At 70.6% G+C, this 26,175-nt stretch carries 23 protein-coding genes; 20 read left to right on the top strand and 3 right to left on the bottom strand.

What is annotated here, in order from left to right; translation table 11 throughout:
* Window positions 1–23: 23 nt before the first annotated feature.
* The 5 genes from ACQEVJ_RS38440 to ACQEVJ_RS38420 all read left to right on the top strand — a co-directional run bounded on the left by ACQEVJ_RS38440 (window position 24) and on the right by ACQEVJ_RS38420 (window position 5,702).
* Complete coding sequence (locus tag ACQEVJ_RS38440) at window positions 24–1,145, top strand: citrate/2-methylcitrate synthase (RefSeq protein ID WP_433109613.1); 1,122 nt, start codon at window positions 24–26, stop codon at window positions 1,143–1,145.
* Between the two features lie 46 nt (window positions 1,146–1,191).
* A complete protein-coding gene (locus tag ACQEVJ_RS38435) occupies window positions 1,192–1,476 on the top strand; it encodes a DUF3017 domain-containing protein (protein WP_433109612.1) in 285 nt (94 codons plus the stop codon).
* Window positions 1,477–1,583: 107 nt separating this feature from the next.
* Complete coding sequence (locus ACQEVJ_RS38430) at window positions 1,584–2,801, top strand: NADP-dependent isocitrate dehydrogenase (RefSeq protein ID WP_433109611.1); 1,218 nt, start codon at window positions 1,584–1,586, stop codon at window positions 2,799–2,801.
* Between the two features lie 119 nt (window positions 2,802–2,920).
* Window positions 2,921–3,340, top strand: coding sequence for a hypothetical protein (locus ACQEVJ_RS38425; protein ID WP_433109610.1), 420 nt, complete (start codon window positions 2,921–2,923; stop codon window positions 3,338–3,340).
* A gap of 271 nt (window positions 3,341–3,611) precedes the next feature.
* Complete coding sequence (locus tag ACQEVJ_RS38420) at window positions 3,612–5,702, top strand: serine/threonine-protein kinase (protein ID WP_433109609.1); 2,091 nt, start codon at window positions 3,612–3,614, stop codon at window positions 5,700–5,702.
* Window positions 5,703–5,723: 21 nt separating this feature from the next.
* Here ACQEVJ_RS38420 and ACQEVJ_RS38415 read toward each other — a convergent pair whose 3' ends face one another.
* Complete coding sequence (locus tag ACQEVJ_RS38415) at window positions 5,724–6,260, bottom strand: PadR family transcriptional regulator (RefSeq protein ID WP_433109608.1); 537 nt, start codon at window positions 6,258–6,260, stop codon at window positions 5,724–5,726.
* 56 nt (window positions 6,261–6,316) lie between these two features.
* On the opposite strand from ACQEVJ_RS38415, the gene ACQEVJ_RS38410 reads away from it, so the two are divergent.
* Complete coding sequence (locus ACQEVJ_RS38410; protein ID WP_433109607.1) at window positions 6,317–7,744, top strand: MDR family MFS transporter; 1,428 nt, start codon at window positions 6,317–6,319, stop codon at window positions 7,742–7,744.
* Window positions 7,745–7,950: 206 nt separating this feature from the next.
* A complete protein-coding gene (locus tag ACQEVJ_RS38405) occupies window positions 7,951–8,715 on the top strand; it encodes a DUF11 domain-containing protein (RefSeq protein ID WP_433109606.1) in 765 nt (254 codons plus the stop codon).
* A gap of 105 nt (window positions 8,716–8,820) precedes the next feature.
* Here ACQEVJ_RS38405 and galE read toward each other — a convergent pair whose 3' ends face one another.
* Entirely contained in the window at window positions 8,821–9,774 is a 954-nt protein-coding gene (galE, locus tag ACQEVJ_RS38400) for a UDP-glucose 4-epimerase GalE (protein WP_433109605.1), read from the bottom strand.
* 163 nt (window positions 9,775–9,937) lie between these two features.
* On the opposite strand from galE, the gene ACQEVJ_RS38395 reads away from it, so the two are divergent.
* From ACQEVJ_RS38395 to ACQEVJ_RS38385, 3 genes are all read left to right on the top strand, one after another.
* Entirely contained in the window at window positions 9,938–11,251 is a 1,314-nt protein-coding gene (locus ACQEVJ_RS38395) for a hemolysin family protein (protein WP_433109604.1), read from the top strand.
* Between the two features lie 87 nt (window positions 11,252–11,338).
* The gene (gene trpS / locus ACQEVJ_RS38390; RefSeq protein ID WP_433109603.1) at window positions 11,339–12,352 is read left to right on the top strand and encodes a tryptophan--tRNA ligase; all 1,014 of its coding nucleotides are present in this window, start codon (window positions 11,339–11,341) and stop codon (window positions 12,350–12,352) included.
* 81 nt (window positions 12,353–12,433) lie between these two features.
* A complete protein-coding gene (locus tag ACQEVJ_RS38385; RefSeq protein ID WP_433109602.1) occupies window positions 12,434–13,396 on the top strand; it encodes a YihY/virulence factor BrkB family protein in 963 nt (320 codons plus the stop codon).
* 9 nt (window positions 13,397–13,405) lie between these two features.
* On the opposite strand, the gene ACQEVJ_RS38380 is transcribed toward ACQEVJ_RS38385, so the two are convergent.
* Entirely contained in the window at window positions 13,406–14,662 is a 1,257-nt protein-coding gene (locus ACQEVJ_RS38380) for a D-alanyl-D-alanine carboxypeptidase family protein (protein ID WP_433109601.1), read from the bottom strand.
* Between the two features lie 93 nt (window positions 14,663–14,755).
* Here ACQEVJ_RS38380 and ACQEVJ_RS38375 point away from each other — a divergent pair, with 93 nt between their 5' ends.
* The 10 genes from ACQEVJ_RS38375 (at window position 14,756) to ACQEVJ_RS38330 (ending at window position 26,175) form a co-directional block, all read left to right on the top strand.
* Complete coding sequence (locus ACQEVJ_RS38375; protein WP_433109600.1) at window positions 14,756–14,956, top strand: SCO4848 family membrane protein; 201 nt, start codon at window positions 14,756–14,758, stop codon at window positions 14,954–14,956.
* 66 nt (window positions 14,957–15,022) lie between these two features.
* Complete coding sequence (locus ACQEVJ_RS38370) at window positions 15,023–16,195, top strand: glutamate--cysteine ligase (RefSeq protein ID WP_433109599.1); 1,173 nt, start codon at window positions 15,023–15,025, stop codon at window positions 16,193–16,195.
* A 240-nt stretch (window positions 16,196–16,435) separates the two neighbouring features.
* A complete protein-coding gene (locus ACQEVJ_RS38365) occupies window positions 16,436–17,677 on the top strand; it encodes an amidohydrolase (RefSeq protein WP_433109598.1) in 1,242 nt (413 codons plus the stop codon).
* A gap of 60 nt (window positions 17,678–17,737) precedes the next feature.
* Entirely contained in the window at window positions 17,738–19,099 is a 1,362-nt protein-coding gene (locus ACQEVJ_RS38360; RefSeq protein ID WP_433109597.1) for a serine/threonine-protein kinase, read from the top strand.
* A gap of 91 nt (window positions 19,100–19,190) precedes the next feature.
* Window positions 19,191–20,225: a BMP family lipoprotein gene (locus ACQEVJ_RS38355; RefSeq protein WP_433109596.1), complete on the top strand. Its 1,035-nt coding sequence runs from the start codon at window positions 19,191–19,193 to the stop codon at window positions 20,223–20,225.
* 168 nt (window positions 20,226–20,393) lie between these two features.
* Window positions 20,394–21,461 (top strand): BMP family lipoprotein, encoded by a 1,068-nt coding sequence (locus tag ACQEVJ_RS38350; protein WP_433109595.1) that lies wholly within the window; start codon window positions 20,394–20,396, stop codon window positions 21,459–21,461.
* A 101-nt stretch (window positions 21,462–21,562) separates the two neighbouring features.
* Entirely contained in the window at window positions 21,563–23,101 is a 1,539-nt protein-coding gene (locus ACQEVJ_RS38345; protein WP_433113195.1) for an ABC transporter ATP-binding protein, read from the top strand.
* A gap of 156 nt (window positions 23,102–23,257) precedes the next feature.
* On the top strand, window positions 23,258–24,409 hold the full coding sequence (locus tag ACQEVJ_RS38340; protein ID WP_433109594.1) for an ABC transporter permease: 1,152 nt from the start codon (window positions 23,258–23,260) through the stop codon (window positions 24,407–24,409).
* Between the two features lie 108 nt (window positions 24,410–24,517).
* Entirely contained in the window at window positions 24,518–25,789 is a 1,272-nt protein-coding gene (locus ACQEVJ_RS38335; RefSeq protein WP_433109593.1) for an ABC transporter permease, read from the top strand.
* Window positions 25,786–26,175 (top strand): cytidine deaminase, encoded by a 390-nt coding sequence (locus tag ACQEVJ_RS38330; protein ID WP_433109592.1) that lies wholly within the window; start codon window positions 25,786–25,788, stop codon window positions 26,173–26,175. The genes ACQEVJ_RS38335 and ACQEVJ_RS38330 overlap by 4 nt, the downstream gene beginning before the upstream one ends.

Below are 26,175 nucleotides of genomic sequence, written 5' to 3'. Positions count from 1 at the left end.
GGAGATAAGCGGAGGAAACCCTTATGGCGGACAAGCCCACCAAAGGCCTCGCCGATGTCGTCGCCGCGTCCACAGCGCTCAGCGACATCGACGGGAAGGCCGGCCGTCTCTTCTATCGGGGATACGACATCCACGACCTGGCCGGCCACGCCACCTTCGAAGAGGTGGCCCACCTGCTCCAGCGTGGCACGCTGCCGACCCGCGGGCAGCTCGCGGACTACGGCGCGGAGCTGGCCGAAGGCCGCGCCCTGGGCGCGCTCGTCGAGAGCAACGTCTCCGAGATCGCCGGGAAGCAGGCGCCCATGGAGGCGCTGCGCACCCTGGTCTCGCTGGCCGGGGGCGACGACCCGGACAAGGACTCCAACGCCGCCGACGCCAACCGCCGCAAGGCCGCCAGGCTCACGGCCCAGCAGCCGGTCCTCGTCGCCCGCTACCACGCGGCCAGGACGGGAGCGGACATCCCGGAGCCCGATCCCGAGCTGAGCACCGCCGCGAACTTCCTGCTGCAGATCACCGGCCGCCGCCCCGAGCGGCGCGAGGTCGAGATCTTCGACACCTGCCTGGTGCTGCACGCCGACCACACGATGAACGCCTCCACCTTCGCCGCCCGCGTGTGCGCCGCGACGCTGTCCGACATGCACTCGGCGATCGTCGCCGCCATCGGCACGCTCAAGGGCCCCCTCCACGGTGGGGCGAACGAGCAGGTCATGCGTACGCTGGAAGCGCTGGACCCACGCGGCGTCGCGCAGGCCGTGCGGGACAAGCTGGCGGCGGGCGAGAAGATCATGGGGTTCGGGCACCGCGTCTACAAGACCGAGGACCCCCGGGCGACGCACCTGCGGCGGATGTCGCAGGAGCTGGCCGAGGCCTCGGGCGACGACACCTACTACCGGATGTCCCGGGAGATGGAGGAGGTCGTCTTCGCGGACAAGCACCTGTACCCGAACGTGGACTTCTACGCGGCGACCGTCTACCACTACCTCGGCATCCCGACGGACCTGTTCACGCCCGTGTTCTCGGTCAGCCGGATGTCCGGGTGGACCGCCCACGTGATCGAGCAGCACGCCGACAACCGGCTGATCCGGCCGGACAGCGAGTACATCGGCGAGCGCGACCAGAAGTGGGTGCCCATCGACGAGCGGTGAGAGTGAGGAACGCGCCGAGGATCGCAGTGGCAGGCATGGGAGAGACGTGAGAACGAGCGAGAGCACGGCCTGGGGGCCGTACCTGCTGGTGGTGGCGGGTGCGGCCGCCGGGCTGTGCGCGATCGGCCTGGGTGTGCCGGTGTCCGCGGGCGGTGCGATCATGGGATGCGGCTTCCTCGCCGGATCCCTGGTCCGGGTGACGGTCTCGGAACGGCGGGCGGGCGCGCTCGCGGTGCGCAGCAAACGGATGGACGCGCTCACGCTGGCGGCGTTCGGCGTGGCGCTCGTCATCGGCTCGCTGCTCATGCTGCTGCGGCTGCACGACTCGTAGGGACACGACCTCGTCGCGGACTTACCACACCCGTCCGATAGCCTCAACGGCCAGTGAGCCTCAAAAAGGACGTGCTGGCCAGTTAGTTCAGAAGGGGAACCCCACGCATGCCCAAGATCAAGGTAGCGGGCCCGGTCGTCGAGCTCGACGGCGACGAGATGACCCGGATCATCTGGCAGTTCATCAAGGACCAGCTGATCCTTCCCTACCTCGACGTCGACCTGAAGTACTACGACCTCGGCATTGAGCACCGCGACGCCACCGACGACCAGGTCACGATCGACGCAGCCAACGCCATCAAGCAGTACGGCGTGGGCGTGAAGTGCGCGACGATCACGCCGGACGAGGCCCGCGTCGAGGAGTTCGGCCTGAAGAAGATGTGGAAGTCCCCGAACGGGACGATCCGCAACATCCTCGGCGGTGTCATCTTCCGTGAGCCGATCATCATGTCGAACATCCCGCGGCTCGTGCCGGGCTGGACCAAGCCGATCGTCGTCGGCCGTCACGCCTTCGGCGACCAGTACCGCGCCACCGACCTGAAGATTCCCGGCGAGGGCACGCTGACGCTGACGTTCACGCCGAAGGACGGCAGCGAGCCGATCGAGCTCAACGTCTTCGACTTCCCCGGCGCCGGCGTCGCCCTGGCGATGTACAACCTGGACGAGTCGATCCGCGACTTCGCCCGCGCCTCCATGCGGTACGGCCTCAACCGCGGCTACCCGGTCTACCTGTCGACCAAGAACACGATCCTCAAGGCGTACGACGGCCGCTTCAAGGACATCTTCGCCGAGGTCTACGAGAGCGAGTTCAAGGCCGACTTCGAGGCCGCCGGGATCATCTACGAGCACCGCCTGATCGACGACATGGTGGCCGCCTCCCTGAAGTGGGAGGGCGGGTACGTCTGGGCCTGCAAGAACTACGACGGCGACGTCCAGTCGGACACGGTGGCGCAGGGCTTCGGCTCGCTCGGTCTCATGACCAGCGTGCTCATGACCCCCGACGGCCGCACCGTCGAGGCCGAGGCGGCGCACGGCACGGTGACCCGGCACTACCGCCAGCACCAGCAGGGCAAGCCGACCTCCACCAACCCGATCGCCTCGATCTTCGCGTGGACCCGCGGCCTGCAGCACCGCGGCAAGCTCGACAACCAGCCCGAGGTCATCGACTTCGCCGAGAAGCTGGAGCAGGTCTGCGTCGAGACCGTCGAGGGCGGCCAGATGACCAAGGACCTCGCGCTCCTGGTCGGCGGCGACGCCGAGTGGCTGACCACGCAGGACTTCCTCGCGGCGCTCGACGAGAACCTCAAGAAGAAGATGTCTGCCTAGTGTAAAAATTGGCCTCTACCTGCGGTTCTGCCGTCAGGTAGAGGCCAATTCGCCTCTCTGGGCCGTCCGCGGGGCGTCCAGCCTCCCGGACGGCCCTGCACAACCCCGCCGAAGAAGCCGTGCCCACGACGAAGGTCAAGGAGTGGGCCGGCGCGACCCGCATACAGAAGGCGACCAGGACGCAGGGCGGGCTGGGCACGGTGGTCGCCGGCCTGGCCGACGTCGCCACGCAGCAGACTTTCACCGGAACGAGCGGCGCGTACCCCTACCTCCCCGCCACCGGGAAGCATCCGATCATGGAAACGCTCCTCGCCAGGATCGGGCAGGGCGAGGCATGGACGGTGGACAACTGCGCCGAGGTCGATGCGATGAACACGTACCTGTACGCGATCAACGCGCGGCTCATGACCGACGTCCACGGCGAGAACCTGTACTTCCACGCCGAGACGTGGAACCGGGAGAAGAGGGTGTGGCAGCCCCGCAGGGCCTGCGGCAACTGCGACAAATGGATGAAGATCATCGGGGCGCGCCGTATCTGACCGGCCGCGGTCGCCGCCCTCTCGCAGCGCTTCCGGCCCTTCGGCCGCGACAGCCTCGCGTGGGGCTGGGGTGTCGAAGACGGCGCTGTAACGCCGCTTGCGCCGGCAGGGGGGCCGCCCGGAGAATTTCCGGGCGGCCCCTTTCCCGTTACCCCCGGGTACGGACCGCTCGCCGCTATGTCACGGTTTCCTGACGTCACGGCGCGGTATCGGGTCGCGGAACCGTCGCACGGGGGCCGTAAAGTTCTGCTGGCCGGTACTTTGCCGAATCGTGGGGAACGGGATGCCGCAGATCGCGCCGTTACAACCGGGGGATCCGACCAGGCTCGGTCCCTTCGTGCTGTCCGGCCGTCTCGGCGAGGGCGGGCAGGGCGTGGTCTACTTCGGCCAGGACCAGGCCGGCGAGCGGGCCGCGGTCAAGCTGCTGCACGTCAAGTTCTCCGGCGACGCGACCGCCAGGTCCCGCTTCGCCCGGGAGCTGCGCGCCGCCCAGCGCGTGGCGAGCTTCTGCACCGCCCGGGTCCTGGCGGCCGACCTGGAGGGCGACACGCCCTACATCGCGAGCGAGTTCATCGACGGGCGGTCGCTGCGCGATGCCGTCGAGGCGGACGGGCCGCTGACCGGCTCGGGCCTGGAGCGGCTGGCGGTCGGCACGGCCACCGCGCTCACCGCGATCCACCAGGCGGGCATCGTCCACCGCGACTTCAAGCCCGACAACGTGCTGCTGGCCGTGGACGGCCCCCGGGTGGTGGACTTCGGCATCGCCCGCATCCTCGACTCGACCGCCACGATCACCAGCCGGGCGATCGGCACGCCCGCCTACATGGCGCCCGAGCAGATCTCCGGCGGCAAGGTCGGGCCCCCGGCCGACGTGTTCTCCTGGGCCTCCACGATCGCGTACGCCGCGACCGGCGACGTCGTGTTCGGCGGCAGTTCGATCGCGGTCGTGCTCAACCGCATCCTCAACCACGACATCGACACCGGGATGCTGCCCGAGCCGCTCGGCGGAGTGGTCCGGGCGTGCCTGCGCAAGTCGCCGGACGAGCGACCGACGGCCGACCGGATCCTGCTGCGCCTGCTGGGCCGCGTGGCGTCGGGCGACGCGTCGACGGTCGTGCTGTCCGAGGGGGCCGCGCACGCGGCCGACCCGGACGCCACGCGCCTCGCGCGCACGGGTCCGGGCCGCGCCGTGGCGACGGGCGCGGGCCCGCTGCCGACCGGTGGCGCGCGGACCGGGACAGGCGAGCCGACCCGATCCGGCGCGTGGATCGGGACAGGCGGCCACGCGGGGAACGACGTGCCCACCGGCGCGTCCCCGGCGTCCCTGTCGCCCTCCGGCCCCACCGGCCCCGGGTCCGGTGGCGTCCCGCACCACGATGGTCACGGCGACGTGGGGTCCGGCCTTGAGGGAGATGCGGCGGGGCCCGTGCCGGACGGGACCGGCCGGGCGCGGCGCCGCAGGAGGGGCCTTGTCGGCGCGCTCGCGGCCGTGCTCGCCGTCGTGGCCGCCGGGGGTGCGGTCATCGCCGCAAAGACCGGCTTCGCGTTCGGCGGCGCGTCCGAGGACGGCGGCACCGGCGACGCCGTCGTCTCGCCGCGGCCGAGCCCGACGTACGCCTCCGTGTACGAGAAGGCGCGGCGGACCAAGCGGCTGACGATCGGCGTGCGGTGGGACGTGCCCGGCGTCGGCCTGGAGCAGGCGAGCGGGTTCAGCGGGTTCGACGTGGACGTCGCGACGTCCATCGCCAGGAGCCTCAAGGTCCCCGCGAACGGGATCACCTTCCGCAGGGTCGGCGTCAACGACCGGGTGCGCGCGCTGACCGACCACACGGTGGACATGGTCGTGGCGACCTACTCCTACGACGACAACCGCGCCGACGCCGTCACCTTCGCCGGGCCGTACTACACGGCCCACGCCGACCTGCTCGTGCTCGCCGGCTCACGGATCAAGAAGCTTGAGGACCTGGCCGAGCGCCGGATGTGCGCGCCCGCGGGCAGCACCGCCGCCCGGCTCGTCGCCGGCAAGGTGAACGTCGAGCAGGTCCCGGTCAACGACTACGCCGAGTGCATGAACCTGCTGACGCGAGGCGAGGTGGACGCCGTCCCGGGTGACGACCTCCTCATCGCCGGCTTCGCCAACCGGGTGGCGAGCCTGAAGCTGTCGGTGCTCGGCCTGCGGCTGACCGACCAGCGCTACGCCGTCGGCCTGCCGAGGAAGGACGTGCGCACCTGCCGGGCCGTGGAGGACGCGATCAGCCGCATGTACGGCGACGGCACGATGCGTGACCTGCTGCGCAAGCACTTCGGCAACGTCGACTTCGATCCCGAGCGGGACGTCCCGCCCAAGCTCGCCTGCCGCTGAGGTCTCCGGCCTGCGGGGAGGTCAGGCCTGGCGTTCGAGCTGGGCCATGGCGTCGTTCGCCCACTGCAGCGTGGTGCGGACCTGCCGGATGCCGAGATCCAGGGCGAGGTTGCCGAACGTGCCCCGGGACGTCCCCTCCGGGACGGGGGAGGCGTGTTTGGCCGCCCAGAGGGCCTCCAGCTCGGCCAGCTTCCGTTCGGTGTAGTCGCGCACCCGCTCCAGCACGGACAGCGCCTCGCCGGGATCGAGCAGCGGGAGCAGGAACGCCTGCAGCGCGACCTCGCTGCGCGCCGGACCCGTGGGGTCGTGTCCGAGCAGCCAGGCGCGCAGCTCCGCGCGGCCCTCCGACGTGATCGAGTAGATCTTGCGCCCGCGCGCGCCCTCCGCCTCCACCGTGACCAGCCCGTCGGCGGCCATCTTGGCGAGCTCGGGATAGATCTGGCTGTGCCCCGCCTGCCAGACGTGGGCCACCGACCTCTCGAACCCCTTGGCCAGGTCGTAGCCACTCGCCGAGCCGTAAGCCGTCAGAAGACCGAGAAGAGCGATGCGCAGGGACATGCCCCTCACTATACCTCCGGATTGACATGTCAGCTCTTACATGTCACTTTCGACATATGCGATCCAGAAACGGACTCCTCCTGTTCGCCGTGCTCGGCGGCATGTTCCTGGCGATGCTCGACCAGACGATCGTCGGCACCGCGCTGCCGAGGATCACCACGGAGCTGGGCGGCGCCGACCTCTACACCTGGGTGGTGACCGCCTACCTCCTCACCTCGACCGTCACGGTCCCGCTGTACGGCCGGCTCTCCGACGCGTACGGGCGAAAGCCGCTCCTGCTGGTCGGGGTGGTCCTGTTCCTGCTCGGCTCGATCCTGTCCGGCGCGGCGCAGAGCATGGGGCAGCTCATCGCCTTCCGCGGCGTGCAGGGGCTCGGTGCGGGCGCGCTGCTGCCGCTGTCGCTGGCGCTGGTGATCGACCTGTTCCCGCCGGAGCGCAGCGGGCGGGTGCAGGGCGCCCTCGGCGGCGTGATGGCGCTGAGCTACATCGCCGGGCCTTTCCTCGGAGGCCTGTTCACCGACCACGCGAGCTGGCGCTGGGCCTTCTACGTGAACGTCCCGATCGGCGCCGTCCTCGTGGCCATCATCGTCTGGCGGCTGCCGTACCGGCCGGGGCACGGAGGGGCGCGGCCCGACTATCTCGGCATCGCCGTCTTCAGCGCCGCGATCAGCGCCCTGCTCGTCGGCCTGACCGAGAAGGGGGTCGACGGCCACACCTGGACGAGCGGGCCGGTCGCCGGCCCGCTCGGCGCGGCGCTCGCGCTGCTCGTGGTGTTCGTCCTCGTCGAGCGGCGGGCGGCGGAGCCGATCGTGCCGCTCCACCTGTTCGCGAACGGCACGTATTCGCTGGTCAACGTCGCGTCGTTCTTCACGGCGTTCTGCATGTACGCCGGGGTGGTCTTCCTGCCGCGCTACTTCCAGGAGGCGCACGGCCTGAGCGCCACCTCCTCGGGGCTGCACATCTACCCGCTGATGCTGGCGATGGTCGTGGGCAGCGCGGTCACCGGCGCCCTCATCTCGCGCACGCGCCGCTACAAGCCGTGGCTGGTGATCGCGCCGGTCTTCCTCGTCGCGGGCACGGCGCTGTGCGCGAACCTCGAAGTCGGCACCTCGACCCCGCTGCTCGTCGCCTGGATGGCGCTGATCGGGCTCGGGATGGGGCCCATGCTGTCGGGCCTCACCGTGGCGATCCAGACATCCGTCCCGCCCCGGTTCATCGGCGCGGCCAGCGCGAACCTGACGTTCTTCCGGCAGATCGGCGGCTCGGTCGCGCTGGCCGTCGCGGGCACGGCGTACGGGTCGGTGGTGACGCGGGAGGCGCCCGTGCACGGCCTGCCCGCAGCCCACGCCGCCGCGACCGCGACCGTCATCCCCTGGCTGGGGGTCGTGGGCGCGGTCGTCTCCCTCATCGCGCTCGCCCTGCTGCCCGGGGGTGGGGTGCGGTTCGACCGGCCCGCACCGCAGCAGGACCTCGTCGCGGCGTGAGACGGCCGTCAGCGGCGCTCCAAGCGGCGTGTCGGACGGTGCGCGGGGCCCGTCCGGCACGGTTGAATTGATCTCAAGCGTTCGGGGGAGCGGTAGTGGGTCGTAGGGTCGTCACGGGTTTGGTCTGTGTGTTCGTCGCCGGAGTGCCGCAACCGGCGCTCGCCTTCTCAGGGGAGGCACCCCGGCCGGCGCCGGTGAAGGAACCGTTGAAAAATCAGTGGGGCACGGCCGACCTCGCGGTCGGCATCACCGCCTCGCCCAAGGTGGCGCAGCCGGGGCAGCCGTTGACCTACCACGTCACCGTGCACAACAAGGGCCCGGGGGACGCCGTGCTGCCGACGCTGCGGGTCGCGCTGCCGAAGGACTTCCAGATCGTCAACGTGGGCGTGGCGGAGTGCGAGCCAGGCCGGGCTCGCAACCGGGTCGTCTGCCACTCGTCCGACGACGTCCTGCCGGGCGGCTCGGGCGACATGACGATCACGGGGGTGATCGCGCCGGGCGCGCACGGCCCGCTGCGGGCGCGGGCCGACCTGACCTCCGAGGTGGTCGACCAGGACGAGACCGACAACACGGCCGAGGCGGTGACCAGGGTCGACGAGGGGGCCGACCTGGCGATGCGGTTCCGCTCCTCGGCCAGGTTCGTCCGCCCGGGCCACTGGTTCTCCGTACGGGCGGAGGTGCGCAACCGGGGGCCGCGCGTCGTGCGGGACGCCTACGTGTTCTTCCAGCCGCGCGAGGCCCGGCTGCTGTCCGCCAGGGGCGGGCGCTGCCGGGGGAACCGCCAGTTCGTGGGGTGCTCGCTGCCGCCGATCAGGTCGGGGTCGCGCGGGCTGCTCGAACTGGTCTTCCGGGTGCCGTCCCGGGCCTCGCACGCTGTGGCGACGATGGCCACCGTCTACTCGCGCCGCTACGGCGACCGCCGTCCGGCCAACAACAAGGCGAGCGTACGGGTGGCCCTGCGCCGCGCCTGACCGGCGACGCCGGGGGGCCGAGGCGGACATCGGGTTCAGGCGGGCATCGGAGGTCAGGCCGGCATCGGGGTTCAGGTGGGCGTCGGGTTCAGGCGGGCATCGGGGTCAGGCGGGCTTCGCGCAGGCGGTCCAGGCGTCGGCGACCATGTCCCGCAGCGTCGCGTGGGCCGGCTTCCAGCCCAGCTCGCGCTGGATCTTCTCCGACGACGCCACCAGGACGGCCGGATCGCCGGGACGGCGCGGTGCGACGGTGATCGGGATGGGGTGCCCGGTCACCTCGCGGCAGACGTCCACGACCTCCTTGACCGAGAAGCCCGTGCCGCTGCCGAGGTTGTAGATCCGGTGCTCGCCGGGCGTGCAGGCGTCCAGGGCGAGCAGGTGCGCGCGGGCGAGGTCGGCGACGTGGACGTAGTCGCGGACGCATGTGCCGTCCGGGGTGGGGTAGTCGGCGCCGAAGACGTTGACCGACTCGCGCTCGCCGAGGGCCACCTTGAGGATGTTGGGGATCAGATGGGTCTCGACCGTGTGCCGCTCGCGGAACTCGCCGTACGCCCCGGCCACGTTGAAGTAGCGCAGGCTGACCGCGCCGAGGCCGTACAGCCCGGCGAAGGCGGTGAGCGTGGTGTCCACGGCGAGCTTGGACGCGCCGTAGGGGTTGCCCGGGCGGGTCGGGTCGGTCTCCAAGATGGGCGTGCGCTCCGGCTCGCCGTAGGTGGCGGCGGTGGAGGAGAACACGATCCGGTTCACCCCGGCCTGCCGCATGGCGTCGAGCAGCGCGAGCGTGCCGCCGAGATTGTGCGACCAGTACAGCCCCGGCTTCTCGACCGACTCGCCCACCAGCGACTTGGCGGCGAAGTGGAGCACGGCGTCGAACCCTTCGGACAGCACGCCGCCCGCCTCGGTGATCGACGCCTGCACGAACGCGGCTCCGGGCGGCACGGCGTCGGCGTGCCCGGTCGACAGGTCGTCGAGCACCGTGACCTCGTGCCCCTCCTCGAGGAGTTGCGCCGCCACGACACTGCCGATGTACCCGGCTCCACCAGTAACCAGCAGCTTCACTGTTTGCTCCTGTTCAAACCTGTTTGATTATGTACGTCCAGGGCCTAGCTTACGCGCATCCCATGAGGAGCGGGTTAAATGCCACCAGTACCGCAATCTCAGCGAGTCGCAGGGGATTGCGACGCCCGGCCTGGCATGCCTGACACCCGAACGGACTGATGACGTGAGCAACGTCGCGGTGACCATCGCCCTGGTCCTGATATTCATCCTGATCGGCGGATTCTTCGCCGCGGCCGAGATGGCGATGGTCTCGCTGCGGGAGAGCCAGATCCGCCGCCTGAGCCGCGACGAGGGGCGCCGCGGCGCGCGGGTGCAGAAGCTCGCCCGCGACCCCAACCGCTTCCTGTCCGCCATCCAGGTCGGGGTGACCGTGGCGACCGTGCTGTCGGCCGCGCTCGGCGCCGACGCGCTGGGCCCGCGGTTCGCCCCGGTCCTGGAGCAATGGGGCCTGCGGCCGAGCGTGGCCGCGCCCGTCGCGTTCGTGGCCGTCACGATGGCCATCTCGTACGTGACCCTCGTGCTCGGAGAGCTGGCGCCCAAGCGGCTCGGCCGGCAGCGGGCGGAGAGCCTGTCGCTCATGACCGCCCCGCTGCTCGACCGGATCGCGACGCTGTCGAGGCCGGTGATCTGGCTGCTGTCCAGGTCGACCAACGGCGTCGTACGGCTGCTCGGCGGCAACCCGTCCGCCGACAGGGCGGCCATGACCACCGAGGAACTGCGCGACATGGTGGTGGGCCACACGGAGCTCACCCAGGACGAGCGCGACGTGATCGCCGAGGTGTTCGCGGCGGGCAAGCGGCAGCTCAGGGAGGTCATGCTGCCCCGCACGGAGGTCGAGTTCATGGCGGCGGACACCCCGCTCGCCGAGGCCGCCGTGCTCGCCGCGGCCATGCCGCACTCCCGGTTCCCCGTCTACCGCGACACCTATGACGACGTCATCGGGTTCGTCCACGTGCGGGACCTGCTCGACCCGGTCCGCACCGGGCGGCTGGAGCCGATCAGCGAGGTCGTGCCGATCCGCCCGGTCAAGCTCGTGCCGGCGAGCAAGCGGGTCCTCGCCACGCTCGCGGAGATGCGCGACGAGGGCCACCACCTCGCCATCGTGGTGGACGAGTACGGCGGCACCGACGGCATCGTGACGCTGGAGGACCTGGTCGAGGAGCTCGTGGGCGACATCCGCGACGAGTACGACGAGAGCGGCGACGCCGTACGCGTGATCGCCGGAGACATGGAGGTCGAGGGACTGGTCAACCTGGACGAGTTCCACACGCAGACGGGCGTACGGCTGCCCAGCGGGCCCTACGAGACCCTGGGCGGATACGTCATGGCCTTCCTCGGCCACCTGCCCCAGCGCGGCGAGGTCGCCGAGGCGCCGGGCGTCACGCTGACCGTGACGGAGATGGACGGCCGCCGCGTCTCCCGTGTCCGCGTCACCCGCATTCCCCCCGAGGACGCGGTGCCCGCGGCGACCGCCTGAGCGGCGGACGTGTGCGGGGCGCTCGGCGCGCCGCACCCCTGGCCGCGTCTGTCGCGGGCAGCCCGCGACTCCTGACAGAATTGCCGTATGGCTCTTGCTCGCGTCCTGTCCGGTATCCAGCCCACCGCAGACTCGTTCCACCTGGGCAACTATCTCGGCGCGATCCGCCAGTACGTCGCGCTGCAGGACACCCATGAGGCCTTCTTCTTCATCGCCGACCTGCACGCGCTGACCGTCGCGCCCAACCCCGGGGAACTGCGTAGGCGCACCAGGATCGCCGCCGCCCAGCTGTTCGGCGCGGGGCTCGACCCGGAGCGCGCCGCGGTCTTCGCGCAGAGCCATGTGCGCGAGCACAGCGAGCTCGCCTGGTATCTGATCTGCCAGACCGGCATGGGCGAGGCCGGGCGGATGACCCAGTTCAAGGACAAGTCCGCGCGGTACGGCGAGAGCTCGGCCAGCGTGGGCCTGTTCAGCTACCCGATCCTCCAGGCGGCCGACATCCTGATCTATCAGGCCGACCAGGTGCCGGTCGGGGTGGACCAGAAGCAGCACCTGGAGCTCAGCCGCGACCTCGCGCAGCGCTTCAACAGCCGCTACGGCCAGACGTTCAAGGTGCCGAGCCCCTACATCCTCAAGGAGGTCGAGAAGATCACCGACCTCCAGGACCCGACCGCGAAGATGTCCAAGTCGTCGTCGAGCCCGCAGGGCATCCTCGACGTGCTGGAGGAGCCGAACGTCCTGCGCAAGAAGATCATGCGCGCGGTGACCGACACCGGCAGCGAGGTCGTCGCCGACGAGGAGAACAAGCCGGGCGTCACCAACCTGCTGCGGATCCTGTCCGCGCTGACCGGCACGCCGATCCCCGAGCTGGAGACGCGGTTCGCCGGGCAGGGATACGGCACCTTCAAGAAGGAGGTCGCCGAGGCCGTCGTCGAGACGTTCTCCCCGATCAGGGAGCGTACGGAGAAGCTGCTGGCCGACGAGGCCGAGCTCGACCGGATGCTGGTCGCAGGCGCCGCCCGGGCCCGCGAGGTGGCCCGCGAGACGATGGAGCAGGTCCGCGAGCGCCTCGGCCTGCTCCCCACGCCGCACTTCGAGTGAACCGCGCGTGACCGAGACCGCGGCCCCGCCCCGGGCCGCCGTCTCAGGCATCGAGACGCCCTCTCCGGGTACACAACGCCGATGGGGATGGCGATGATCGACCGGGTCACGCGGCGCGTCGACGAACTCAGGGCGTGGGGCCGGATGTGGATCGAGCGCAACCGGATCCGCTTTCCCTGGCTCGACCACCTCATCCGGACCGTGCAGCGCTACCAGGTGCAGTCGGGGGACCGGCTGGCGGGCGCCATCACCTACTTCGCCTTCCTGTCGTTCTTCCCGCTGATCGCGCTGGCGTTCGCTCTGTTCGGATACGTCGTGACGATCCGCCCGGACGCGCTCGCCACGCTCACTGCGGCGATCAACAGCCAGCTTCCCGGGCTCGCCGGGCAGCTCCACATCGACCAGCTCGCCGGGGCCCGGGCCCAAGCCGGGCTGATCGGTCTGCTCGGCCTGCTGTACGCCGGGCTGGGCGCCATGGACGCCCTGCGCGGGGCCCTGCGCACCGTCTGGATGACCTGCGAGCCGCCGCTCAACTACTTCGTCGGCAAGCTCCGCGACCTCGTCGCGCTCGTGCTCATGGGCCTGGCCATGCTGGTCTCGGTGATCGCGAGCGGGTTCGCCACCGGGGCCACGAGCACGGTCGCCGGATGGCTCGGCCTGGGCTCCTCGCCGCTGGCCGGCTTCGGGGTCTGGCTCGCCGGGATCGCCGCGAGCCTCGTCGCCGACCTGCTGCTCTTCCTGGTCATCCTCGGCTGGCTGGCCAAGCCGTCGCAGCCGTTCCTCGTCGTGCTCAAGGGCGCGCTGCTGGGCGCGGTCGGCTTCGCGGTGCTGAAGCAGCTCGCGGCGCTGATCCTGTCCGGCACTCTGCGCAACCCGGTGTACGGCACGTTCGCGGTGGTCGTGGGGCTGCTGCTGTGGATCAACCTGTCGGCCCGGGTGATCCTCTACGCCGCCGCGTGGACGGCGACGGCCACGCTCGGCCCGCCGCCCGAGCCGACCCCGCTTCCGTCGCCCGCGACCACGCCCACGATCGGCCCCGCCTGACCGCGCCGTCTAGGGAGTGTCGTCGCCGGGCGTCTTCCGGCGCCGGCGCAGGCCGTACGCGCCGAGGGCGAGGACCACGAGGGCGCCGCCGCCGATCAGCAGGGGGGTGGTCGCGCCCGAACCCTTCGAGGCGGGGTCCTCTCCGCGCGCCTTGGCCGCGCCCACGTCGGCCGTCCCCGGCGTCGGAGAGGGCCGTACGGTCAGGGGGGAGGAGGAGGGCTTGGGGTCGGGCACCGGCGCGACCAACTGGCCCACGGGGGCCGCCTTGCCCCTCGCGGCGAAGCCCCAGTCGAGCAGCTTGGCGACCTCCTCCCAGAAACCGCCGGGGTGATGCATGATCACGACGAGGATGGTGTGGCCGTCACGCCGGGCCGCGCCCACGAAGCTGCCCAGAGCCTTGGACGTCCAGCCGTTCTTGACGCCGAGCATGCCCTTGTAGCGTCCGAGGAGCCGGTTGTGGTTGGCCATCTCGTAGTAGGCGGGCGGGGGAGACTCACTGGCCTCGGAGTCGTCGCGGCGCTTCTTCTTTTTCTTCTTGAGGTAGTCCTTGGGCGCGGGGAACTTGGCGACCTTCGTGCTGATGTATTCGCGGAAGTCCGGGATCGCCAGCCCGGCCCGCGCGATCAGGGCGAGGTCGTAGGGCGAGCTGCGCTGGCCCGGGGCGTCCAGGCCGTTCGGCGTCTTGGCCACCGTGTCGTACGCCTGGAGCTTGCGCGCCTGCTTGTTCATGTCGGCGAGCGTCTTCTGCAGGCCGCCGTTCGCCTCGGCGAGCGCGACCGCGGCGTCGTTGGCGGAGACCATGAGGAGCGCCCGCATGAGGTCGTCGATCTTGTAGATCGGCTCGGGGACGATGCCGACGGCGGTGCCCTCCACGTTGCACGCCTCGTCGCTCGGCTTGACCTTGCGGTTCTTGTCGAGCTTGGGGATCAGCGTCACGGCCGTCAGCGTCTTGAGCGTGCTCGCGGGCAGGTAGTGCCCGTGCGGGTCCTTGGCCGCGAGCACCGCGCCGGTGTCGGCGTCGGCCACCAGGTAAGCGCTGGCCTCGGTCTTGGGCGGCGGTTTGATCCCGGCGGGCGCGATGATCCCGTGGCCGGCGAGCAGGTCCCCGCCGACGGTCCCGTTCCCCGTCACCGCCGTGCCGGTCTCCCGGGGCGCCAGGTCAGGCATGGCCCGCGCGCCCGCGGCGGGAGGGGCGCAGAGCAGCGCCGTCGTCAGCACTCCCGCCGTCGTCACGGTCGCGGCGAGAGCCCGCAGGTTCGTCCCCATAGGTCGCTCAGCCTAGCCTTGACTGCCTTCGCATGAAGCGACATATGCCCCATATGCCACAGGGCCACGCAGGTGGCCGCCGATACTGTGAGCATGACGAGACGTGTATCGATCTTCCTCCTGGCACTCGCCGCTTTCATGATCTTCGAATGGATCAACCTCGGCTTCAACCTCGCCGACGGGCACGAGACTTCCTTCTACGTCGTCCACGGCGTACTCATCGCGGTGAACATCCTTCTGGCACTGGCGCTCGGGGCCGTCGGCGTGCGGGGATGGATGAAGGGTAGGGCCTGACCCTGAAACGACCTTGTCCACTGTGACCTTTGTGTCCACAGGGACCGAACGTGATGGAGGCAAGTTTTGGCGATCGACTTCAATCCCTCGCGTGGCGCGACGCTCGGCGTGGAGTGGGAGCTTCAGCTCGTCGACCGGAATACGCGCCATCTCCGCCAGGACGCCAAGGAGGTGCTCGCCGCGGTTCCCGACCTCAGTGAGGGTCAGCGGCCCAAGGCCATGCACGAGCTCATGCAGTCGCAGGTCGAGATCGTCACCGACGTCTGCCACACGGTGGCCGAGGCGGTGCAGGACCTGAAGAAGAGCATCGGCCGGCTGACCGAGGCCGTCGAGCCGCGCGGCATCGCGCTCGCCTGCACGGGGACCCACGCGATCAGCGACTGGCGCGACGCGGTCTACGCGCCCAGCCAGCGCTACGTGGAGCTGGTCGAGGAGATGCAGTGGCTCGCCTGGCGGATCCAGACGTTCGGCGTGCACGTCCACGTGGGCGTCAAGGAGCGCGACAAGGTCATTCCGATCGTCAACGCCCTCGCGGCGTACCTGCCGCACTTCCTCGCGCTCACCTCCTCCAGCCCCTATTGGGGCGGGCAGGACACCGGGCTGGCGTCGAGCCGGGCCATCGTCTTCGGCTCGCTGCCCACGGCCGGGCCGCCGCACCTGCTGGCCGACTGGGCCGAGTTCGAGGAGTACATGGACACGCTGCTGCGGGCGGGCACGATCCACAGCATCAAGGAGGTGTGGTGGGACATCCGGCCGCATCCCGACTTCGGCACGATCGAGATCCGGATGTTCGACGGCATCCCGACGCCGCGCGAGGTGGGCATGGTGGTCGCGCTGTCCCAGTGCCTCGTGCAGCAGTTCGACCAGCAGATCGACCGGGGGTACAAGCTGCCGCATCCGGCGGCGTGGGTGGTGCGCGACAACAAGTGGCGCGCCACGCGCTATGGCCTCGACGCGGACGTCATCACCGACGACCATGGCTCCACAGCGCCGATGCGCGACGTATTGTATGAACTTCAGCGCGAACTCGAACCCGTCGCCGAACGGCTCAGCTGTGCCGACGAACTGGCGGTCGTGACCGAGGTGCTGGAGCAGGGGAGCTCATCCGAGCGCCAGCGGGCGATCCTCGCCGACGGAGGGACCCTCCAGGACGTGGTCGACGCCACGGTGATCGAGCTCGCCGAGGACAGGTTCGTCACCTCGAACCCCAACCGCGAGATCGGACAATCCGGCACCTGACGGGGTAGGCCTGATATGTCCGGCAACAGTGCCTCAGTTCTGACAACGTGCGGAGGCCGGTGTAAATACTGGGCAATCCGCCGTATCGGAGGGTCGCGGCATGGAAGGATTGTGAATGAAGGGTCGGTGGAGGCGAGGCACGCCCGCTCGACCCTTTTGGGCTTTTTTCGTGACTTTTCGTGATCATATGGACGATCCGGCGATACGTGGCGGGACGGCTCGCCGGAGAAGGGAAGACCCGTGGCCACCTCATCGAAGCTCGCAACGCCGGACGCGGCCGTGCCGGGAAGTAACGACCTGGCCGGGCAACTGGCGGAATTCCTTCGCGGGCACAACGATGAGCTGATCGAGTTCCGGCGCGACGTACACGCACACCCGGAGATCGCCTTCAGCGAGCATCGCACGACCGAGAAGATCGCTGAGCGGCTGACGGACGCCGGGCTCACCCCGCACCCGCTGTCGCGCGGCACCGGCATGTGGGTGGACCTCGGCCGGGACGAGGGCCCCACGGTCGCCCTGCGCGCCGACATCGACGCGCTGCCGATGGAGGACGAGAAGGACGTTTCCTATCGCTCCACGAACCCGAACGCGTGCCACGCCTGCGGCCACGACGTGCACACCGCGATCGTCATCGGCGCGGGGCTGTTCCTGGCGTCGCAGGCCGACGCGGGAGCGCTCCCCGGCCGGGTACGGCTGATCTTCCAGCCCGCCGAGGAGGTCGCGGGCGGCGCGCTGGAGGTGATGCGCGACGGCGGCCTCAGCGAGGTCGACCGCATCTTCGCGGTGCACTGTGACCCGCGCCTCGACGTCGGGCACGTCGGCCTGCGGACCGGCCCGATCACCGGGTCCTGCGACAGCCTGCGGATCAAGGTCGCGGGCCCCGGCGGGCACACCGCCCGGCCGCACCTGACCGTGGACCTCGTCTACGCGCTCAGCAAGATCGTCACCGAGTTGCCGGCCGCGCTGTCGCGCCGCGTGGACCCCCGCTCCAGCCTCAGCCTCGTGTGGGGCCAGATCTCCGCCGGGTCCGTGGCCAACGCGATCCCGGACGTCGGCCTCGCCCAGGGCACGGTCAGGTCGCTCGACGAGGAGGCGTGGCACCAGGCCCCCGACCTGGTCAAGGCCCTGCTCGACTCGGTCGCGGGCGCGTACGGCGTGGACGCCGAGATCGACTATCGGCGCGGCACGCCGCCTACGGTGAACGAGGCCACCAGCATCCAGATGCTGCACGACGCGGTCACCCAGATCATCGGCGAGGGGGCGGCCGTGCCCACGCCGCAGAGCCTCGGCGGCGAGGACTTCTCCTGGTACCTCGAGTCGGTGCCCGGCGCGCTCGCCCGGCTGGGCACCCGGCCGCCGGGGGCCGTCGACGAGGTCGACATCCACCGGCCGCAGTTCGACGTGGACGAGCGGGCGATCGGGATCGGCGTCAAGGTTCTCGCCGCCACCGCGCTGACCGCGCTGTGGGGCGGCGCCCGCTGAACCGCGTTCACTGACCCGCGTTCACTGAACCGGCCGAGCCGCTGAGAGCCGTACGCCGCCGTGCCCGACGTCTCCCCCCTGCGTCCCGAGGATCCCCTGCGCCTCGGGAGCTACCGCCTCGACGGCCGCCTGGGCGTGGGCGGCCAGGGGGTCGTCTTCCGCGGCGCCGGCGCGTCGGGCGGGCCGGTGGCCGTGAAGCTCCTGCACGCCCGGCTCGACGACACCTCCGCCCGGCGGGGCTTCGCCCGTGAGATCGAGGCGGTGCGCCGGGTCGCGCCCTTCTGCACCGCCCAGGTCCTCGACGCCGACCTCGACGGCGACCGGCCGTACATCGTGAGCGAGTACGTCGACGGCCCGTCCCTGCGCGATCACGTGACGGTCGCGGGCCCGCGGACGGGCGGCGACCTCGACCGGGTCGCCGTGGGGACGGCCACCGCGCTGGCCGCGATCCACCGGGCGGGGGTCGTCCACCGCGACTTCAAGCCGGGCAACGTGCTCCTCGGCTCGGACGGGCTGCGGGTCGTCGACTTCGGCATCTCCCGGCTCGCCGACGCCACCGCGACGACCGGGAACCCGGTCGGCACTCCTGCCTACATCGCGCCGGAGCAGCTCGAAGGGCGGCCGGCCGGGCCGGCGGCGGACATGTTCTGCTGGGCGCTCACGCTCGTCTACGCGGCGAGCGGGCGGCATGCCTACACCGGTGACACGTACGCCGCCGTCATGGCCCGCATCCTGTACGGCACGCCGGACCTCGGGCCGCTCACCGGTCTGCTGAAAGACCTCGTGGTGGCGTGCCTGGCCGCGGAGCCGTCCGACCGGCCGGACGCCGGACAGGTGCTGAACGCCCTGCTCGACCGGGCCCCAGGGCAGCCAGGGCAGCCAGGGGAGCCAGGGCAGCCGGGTCCGGCCGCGCCGACCAGACCGGAGCCGACCAGACCGGAGCCGGCCGGAGCAGGGTCGACCAGACCAGAGCGAACCCACGACCAGCCGGCGGAGCACGGCGGGACCGGTGGACGCCGTCGCGGGCGAGCGCGCGTGGTCGCGTTGGTCGCCGCGCTCGCCGTCCTCGTCGCGGTGGGCGTCGCGTGGGCGGTGACGGCCCGCGAACCCGCGCGCCTCGACGGTACGTGGACGGGCGTCGCCCGCTATCCCTCGGCCGGCCGTGTCTTCCCGGTCGAAATCCGTCTGGCCGGCCCGGCGCGGATGAGGTGGGGCGCCGACCTGCACTGCTCCGGCCGTCTCACCCCTGCGAGCGGATCGGGCGAGGTGCTCGTGCTGACCATCGACCAGGTGAAGGGCGACGGCTGTTATCCGGGGAGCATCTTGATCACACGGCGGGGCGAGAGCGCGGCCGACTTCGAGGTGACGCGCGAAGGGGAACAGGCTGTTCGATACTCGGGATCCCTTACCCGCACGAATTAACTCAAATGGGATAAATCTGTCAGGGGCATTGTGTGGCGCGTTCCCCCGCGCGCCCAGCGGGTATCGCGGACCGTGGGACCACCATCCTGGTTTGGAGGTCCGATTGCGGGCGTTCCGGGCGATGATGGCCGTCGTCCTCGCCGTGACCGTCGCCGCGGGATGCGGCGGCGAGGTGGACACCGCGTCGCCGCGCACCGGCCCGCTGCGGGTCGGGCTCGTGTACGACATCGGCGGACGGGGCGACAAGTCGTACAACGACGCGGCGGCCGCCGGAGTCGACGATGCCAAGCGCAACCTGAGCGACATGCGGGTGCGGGAGGTCGAGGCCGCGCCGGGCGAGCCCGCCGCCCGGAAGGTGGAGCGGGTGCGGGCGCTCGCCGAGGCCGGCTACGACCCGATCATCGCCGTCGGCTACTCGTACGCGCCGGCGTTGGCGCGGATCGCCCCGAAGTTCCCCAGGACCCGGTTCGCGATCGTCGACGAGCCGACGGTGTCCGGTCCCAACATCACGAACCTGCTGTTCGCCTCGGAGCAGGGCTCGTTCCTGATGGGCGCGACGGCGGCGATGAAGTCGCGCACCGGCGACGTCGGCTTCATCGGGGGCAACCGCTCGCCGCTGGTGAGGAAGTTCGAGGTCGGCTACGTCCAGGGCGTGAAGCACGTGAACCCGCGGGCGCGGATCAGGATCGCCTACCTCACGGGCTCACGCGACCTGAGCGGCTTCGAGCGGCCGGACAAGGCGCGGGAGGCCGCGCGGCGCATGTACCGGGCCGGCGCCGACGTGGTCTACCAGGTGGCCGGGGCTTCGGGGGCCGGGGTGTTCCGCGCGGCGAAGCAGGCCGGGGCGTGGGCCATCGGCGTCGACTACGACCAGGCCAAGAGCGCCGACCCGGCCGTGCGCGACGTGGTCCTGACTTCGATGATCAAAAGGATCGACGTCGCGGTCTACGACTACCTCGCCGACGTCGTCGACCACACCGTCACCAGCGGCCGGATCGTGTACGACCTGAAGCTCGGCGGCGTCGACTACACCCTCACCGGCGGCCACATCACCGACATCCAGCCGAAGCTGGAACAGCTCAAGCAGGAGATCATTTACGGCAGGGTCAAGGTTTCCCCAGGCTGACACCCTGGTCACGGTGTGGCCTGGGCTCAATAACGGACATGTTGCGGACTGGTGTGCGGGTTTGGTCTATGCAGGTCAAACAACTATCTTCCGTGCAGGGTTGCCGTGCGTTCCTGCGTGCGTGCGACGAGAGTCAGACGGGCGGGGAACGGAAGGGGAGTCACGACCTTGCTCCGCAATCGAGTTAGCAGACTGGCCGCCGCCACCGCGGGCGGCGCCTTGCTCATGGCCGCCGCCGCGTGTGGGGGTAGCGACGACACCACCACGACCGGAGCCTCGGCCGGCGCGTCATCCGCGCCCGCCGACGCGCAGGTCAAGGTGGGCTTGGCGTACGACATCGGTGGCCGCGGCGACGGTTCCTTCAACGACGCGGCTGCGGCCGGCCTGGACAAGGCCGAGTCGGAGCTCAAGGTCCAGAAGAAGGAACTGGAGGCGACCGCGGGCGAGACCGACGCCCAGAAGGAGGAGCGGCTGCGGCTGCTCGCCTCCGGGGGCTACAACCCGGTCATCGCGGTGGGCTTCGCCTACTCCGGCTCCGTGGCGAAGGTCGCCAAGGAGTTCCCGGACGTCAAGTTCGCCATCGTGGACGACGACGCCGCCACGGGCGACAACATCACGAACCTGATGTTCGCCGAGGAGCAGGGGTCGTTCCTCGTCGGGGTCGCGGCGGCGCTCAAGTCCGAGAAGGGCAACGTCGGCTTCGTGGGCGGCGTCGACGTGCCGCTGATCCACAAGTTCGAGGCGGGCTTCGAGGCCGGTGCGAAGGCCGTCAAGCCGGACATCAAGATCCAGAGCAAGTACCTCACCCAGCCCCCGGACTTCGGCGGCTTCGGTGACCCGGCCAAGGGCAAGACGGCCGCGCAGGGCATGTACGACGCCGGTGCGGACGTGGTCTACCAGGCGGCCGGTGGTTCGGGCGCGGGCGTCTTCGAGGCGGCCAAGGCCGCGAACGCGATGGCGATCGGCGTCGACTCCGACCAGGCGGCGCTCCCGGCGTACGCCGACTTCAAGGACGTGATCATCACCTCGATGACCAAGAAGGTCGACGTGGCGGTCTTCGACTTCCTGAAGAACTACACCACCGGCGCGGTCAAGTCGGGCCCGTCGGTCTACGACCTCAAGGCGGGCGGCGTGGACTACTCCACGACCGGCGGCAAGATCGACGACATCAAGTCGAAGATCGACGAGTACAAGCAGAAGATCATTAGCGGCGAGATTACGGTCCCGACGTCCTGACCTGCGTAATCGAGGGGCCCGGAGGCACCCGCCCCGGGCCCTTTGCTCTACTCTCACTACCACTTGACCGTCACCGGGCACTCCGCGAAGAGGAGGCCGACATTACCGCCGCGACCGTTACGGAACCCGCAGTAGAGCTCACCGGGATCACCAAGAGATTCCCGGGGGTCGTCGCCAACAGCGACATCCACCTCCGCGTCGCCAAAGGGCACATCCACGCCATCGTCGGCGAGAACGGCGCGGGGAAGTCCACACTGATGAAGATCCTGTACGGGATGCAGCGCCCCGACGAGGGCGACATCCGCGTCAACGGGTCGCCCGTGGGCTTCCATACACCCGCCGACGCCATCGCCGCGGGCATCGGCATGGTCCACCAGCACTTCATGCTGGCGGACAACCTGACCGTGCTGGAGAACGTGGTTCTGGGCAGCGAGCCGCGCCGCGGCGGCGTCGCCCTCGACTTCGCCGCCGCGCGGAAGAAGATCAAGGAGATCTCCGACGCGTACGGCCTGGGCGTACGGCCGGACGTGCCGGTCGAGGACCTGGGGGTCGGCGACCGCCAGCGGGTGGAGATCCTGAAGGTGCTCTACCGGGGCGCCCGCATCCTGATCCTGGACGAGCCGACCGCCGTGCTCGTGCCCCACGAGGTGGAGGAGCTGTTCGACAACCTGCGCGGCCTGGTCCGCGAGGGGCTGACGATCCTGTTCATCTCCCACAAGCTGGACGAGGTCCTGCGGGTGGCCGACGAGATCACCGTGATCCGGCGCGGGACCACCGTGGCGACCGTGAACCCCAGGGACGTGACGTCCCGCAAGCTCGCCGAGCTCATGGTCGGCAGCGAGCTGCCCAGCCCCGAGACCCGCGAGTCGACCGTCACCGACGTCGTCGCCCTGTCCGTACGCGATCTGACCGTGCGCACCGGCGACGGGCGGCCGGTGGTCGAGAACGTGAGCTTCGACATCCACAAGGGCGAGGTGCTCGGCATCGCGGGCGTCGAGGGCAACGGCCAGGCGGAACTCGTCGAGGCGATCATGGGCATGCGCTCCTGTGAGGCGGGCGCGCTCACGCTCGCCGGCACCGACATCTCCCAGTGGTCGACGCTCAAGCGGCGCGCGGGCGGCATCGGCTACATCCCCGAGGACCGCCACCGGCACGGCCTGCTGCTGGAGTCGCCGCTCTGGGAGAACCGCATCCTCGGCCACCAGACCCGCCGGCCCAACGTCAAGGGACCGTGGATCGACCGCGCGGGCGCGCGGGCCGACACGCGGCGCATCGTCGAGGAGTACGACGTGCGCACCCCCGGCATCGACGTGGACGCGGCCACGCTGTCCGGCGGCAACCAGCAGAAGCTGATCGTCGGGCGGGAGATGAGCGGCGACCCCGTGCTGCTCATCGCCAGCCACCCCACCCGCGGCGTGGACATCGGCGCGCAGGCGGCGATCTGGGACCACCTGCGCACCGCGCGCGCCGCCGGGCTGGCCGTGCTGCTGATCTCCGCGGACCTCGACGAGCTGATCGGGCTGTCCGACACGCTCAAGGTGATCCTGCGCGGCAGGGTCGTCGCCGACGTCGATCCCGCGAACGTGACCCCCGAGCAACTGGGCTCGGCGATGACCGGCGCCGGCGAGGAGGTGGCATGAGCGAGCGGAGCGAGCGAATCAGTAGGCACAGCGCGATTCGCGAATGCGACTCCGAGCCGCTTGGCGAGGAGACGGCATGAGCGAGCGGAGCGAGCGAATCAGTAGGCACAGCGCGATTCGCGAATGCGACTCCGAGCCGCTTGGCGAGGAGGTGGCATGAGCGAGCGGAGCAGTAGGGACGGCGGGTTCCTCGACCGGGTGCTCGGCCGGGTGCGGCTGGGCGGCTGGCTCGCCGTCGCCGCGCCGGTCATCGCAGTCGTCTTCGCGGTGCTGATCACCTCGGTGGTCCTGCTCGTGGCGGGCAAGGCGCCCGTGGAGGCGTTCACCACCCTCGCGGACTACGGCACCCAGCCGCGGTCGATGGCCATGATCCTCAACACCGGGGTCATGTACTACATCTCCGCGCTCGCGGTGGCCGTCGGCTTCCGGATGAACCTCTTCAACATCGGCGTGGACGGCCAGTATCGGCTCGCGGCCGTGGTCGCCGCCGGTCTCGGCGGCGCCGCCGTGGTGCCCGGCGTGCTCAACATCGTCCTTGTGATCGTCGTCGCGGTGGTCGTCGGCGCCCTGTGGGCCGCGATCGCCGGTCTGCTCCGGGTCTACCGGGGCGTGAGCGAGGTCATCTCGACCATCATGCTGAACGCGATCGCCACCGGCCTCGGGTCGTGGCTGGTCAGCGAGCACTTCGGCGTGCTGACCGGCAACGACCTCGGCACCAGGCCGATCCCCGACGACGCGCACATGCCGGGCATCCCGCTCATCGCCGGCACGCCGGTGCTGGTCAACGGGTTCATCGTGGTCGCGGTCCTGCTCGGCGTCGCGTACTGGGTCGTGCTCAACCGCACCCGGTTCGGCTTCGAGCTGCGGGCGACCGGCAAGTCCGAGTCCGCGGCGGTGGCCAGCGGCGTCAGCGTGAAGAAGATGATCGTCGTCACGATGGTCATGTCGGGGGCGGTCGCCGGTCTGATCGGCATGCCGGAGCTGCTCGGCGCCTCCTACAAGTACAGCAACAACTTCCCGGCCGGCCTCGGCTTCACGGGCATCGCGATCGCCCTGCTCGGCCGCAACAACCCGATCGGCATGGCGGTCGGTGCGCTGCTGTGGAGCTTCCTGGACAACTCGTCCAACCAGCTCCAGCTGCTCGACATCTCCAAGGAGATCGTCCAGATCATGCAGGGCGTCGTCGTGCTCTCCGTGATCATCGCGTACGAGCTGGTCCACCGCTACCGGATCGTCGCGGAGCAGCGCAGGGTCAGCCGTGAGCTCGCCGCGCCGCAGGAGGCGCCGAAGGCGGAGGCGCCGGCATGAGCGAGCGCAGCGAGCGAATCAGTAGGCACAGCGCGTTTCGCTCATGCGCCCCCGAGCCGCCAGGCGAGGAGGGCGCATGAGCGGGCCGGACGGAATCGAGGAGACGGCATGACGGCGACGGACCTCCCGGTCGACCGGCCGGTCGAGGCGCCCCCGGCGCGGCGCTTCCGGCTCTCGGCGCCGGTGCTCCTGCTCGGCCTGGCCGGGCTCGTGGTGCTGCTGTCGATCGCGCGGCTGGTGACCGGGGCGAACGACATCACCTCGGCGGGCACGGTCAGCGCCGCGCTCGGCCTCGCCGTGCCGATCGGGCTCGCCGGTCTCGGCGGCCTGTGGTCGGAACGGGCCGGCGTGGTCAACATCGGCCTCGAAGGCATGATGGTGCTCGGCACCTGGTTCGGGGCCTGGGGCGCCCTCCAGTTCCACAGCCCGTGGGCGGGCGTGGTCGCCGGCGCCCTCGGCGGGGCGCTGGGCGCGGTGATCCACGCCGTCGCGACCGTGACCTTCGGCGTCGACCACATCATCTCCGGCGTGGCGATCAACATCGTCGGCGTCGGCTTCACCCAGTATCTGTCCCAGCTCGTCTTCAACGGCATGCCGGGCGGCGGGACGAAGAACTCCCCGCCGCTGCCCAAGATGGGCACGGTGAGCCTGGGCTTCCTCGACGACCCGCTGCGGACCGTCGAGGCCAAGCACTGGTTCGTGCTGTCGGACTTCGCGGGCGTGCTGCGGGGCATCACCCAGGGCGTGTCCTGGTTCACGATCCTGGCGATCCTGCTGGTCCCGCTGTCGTTCTACATCCTGTGGCGCACGCCGTTCGGCCTGCGCCTGCGGGCGTGCGGCGAGCGTCCGGTCGCGGCGGAGTCGCTGGGCGTCAACGTCTACCTGTACAAGTGGGCCGCCGTGCTCGTCTCCGGTGTGCTCGCCGGGCTCGGCGGCGCGTTCCTGTCGCTGGTGGCCGCGGGAATCTACCGTGACGGGCAGACGGGCGGGCGCGGCTACATCGGCCTCGCCGCCATGATCTTCGGCAACTGGCGTCCGGGCGGGCTCGCCGGTGGCGCGGCGCTGTTCGGCTACACCGACGCGCTCCAGCTCCGCCAGGGCGGCATCTCGGTGCACGCGCTGTTGTTCGTCGTCGCGCTGCTGCTCGTCGCCGTGGCGGTCTACCAGCTCGTACGGCAGCGGCGCGGGGTCGCGGCGCTGATCACCGGGGTCGTGGCGATCGCGGTGTTCGTGGTGTTCGCCGTGACGGACACCGTGCCGGAGCAGTTCACCTCGTTCACCCCCCACCTGACCACGCTGCTGGTGCTGTCGCTGGCCTCACAACGGCTGCGCATGCCGGCGGCCGACGGCGTCCCGTATCGAAGGGGGCAGGCGAAATGAGCATCGACTGGGAGGCGCTCCGGGTCGCGGCCCGCGAGGCCATGACCCACGCGTACGCGCCGTACTCGAAGTTTCCGGTGGGGGCGGCGGCGCTCGTCGACGACGGCCGGACCGTGACCGGCTGCAACGTGGAGAACGCGTCGTACGGCGTGGGGCTGTGCGCCGAGTGCGGGCTCGTCTCGGCGCTGCACGCGAGCGGCGGCGGCAGGCTGGTGGCCTTCACCTGCGTGGACGGCCACGGCGAGCTGCTGATGCCGTGCGGCCGCTGCCGCCAGCTGCTGTTCGAGCACGGCGGGCGGGACCTGCTGGTGGAGACGCCCGATGGGCCGATGCGGATGGCGGACTTCCTGCCGTTCGCCTTCGGGCCCGACGATCTGTCGCGATAA

The organism is Microbispora sp. CA-102843 (assembly GCF_050936215.1).
Lineage (GTDB): Bacteria > Actinomycetota > Actinomycetes > Streptosporangiales > Streptosporangiaceae > Microbispora.
Note: the sequence above shows the minus strand (reverse complement) of the source record. Positions and strands in the feature narration are given on the sequence as shown.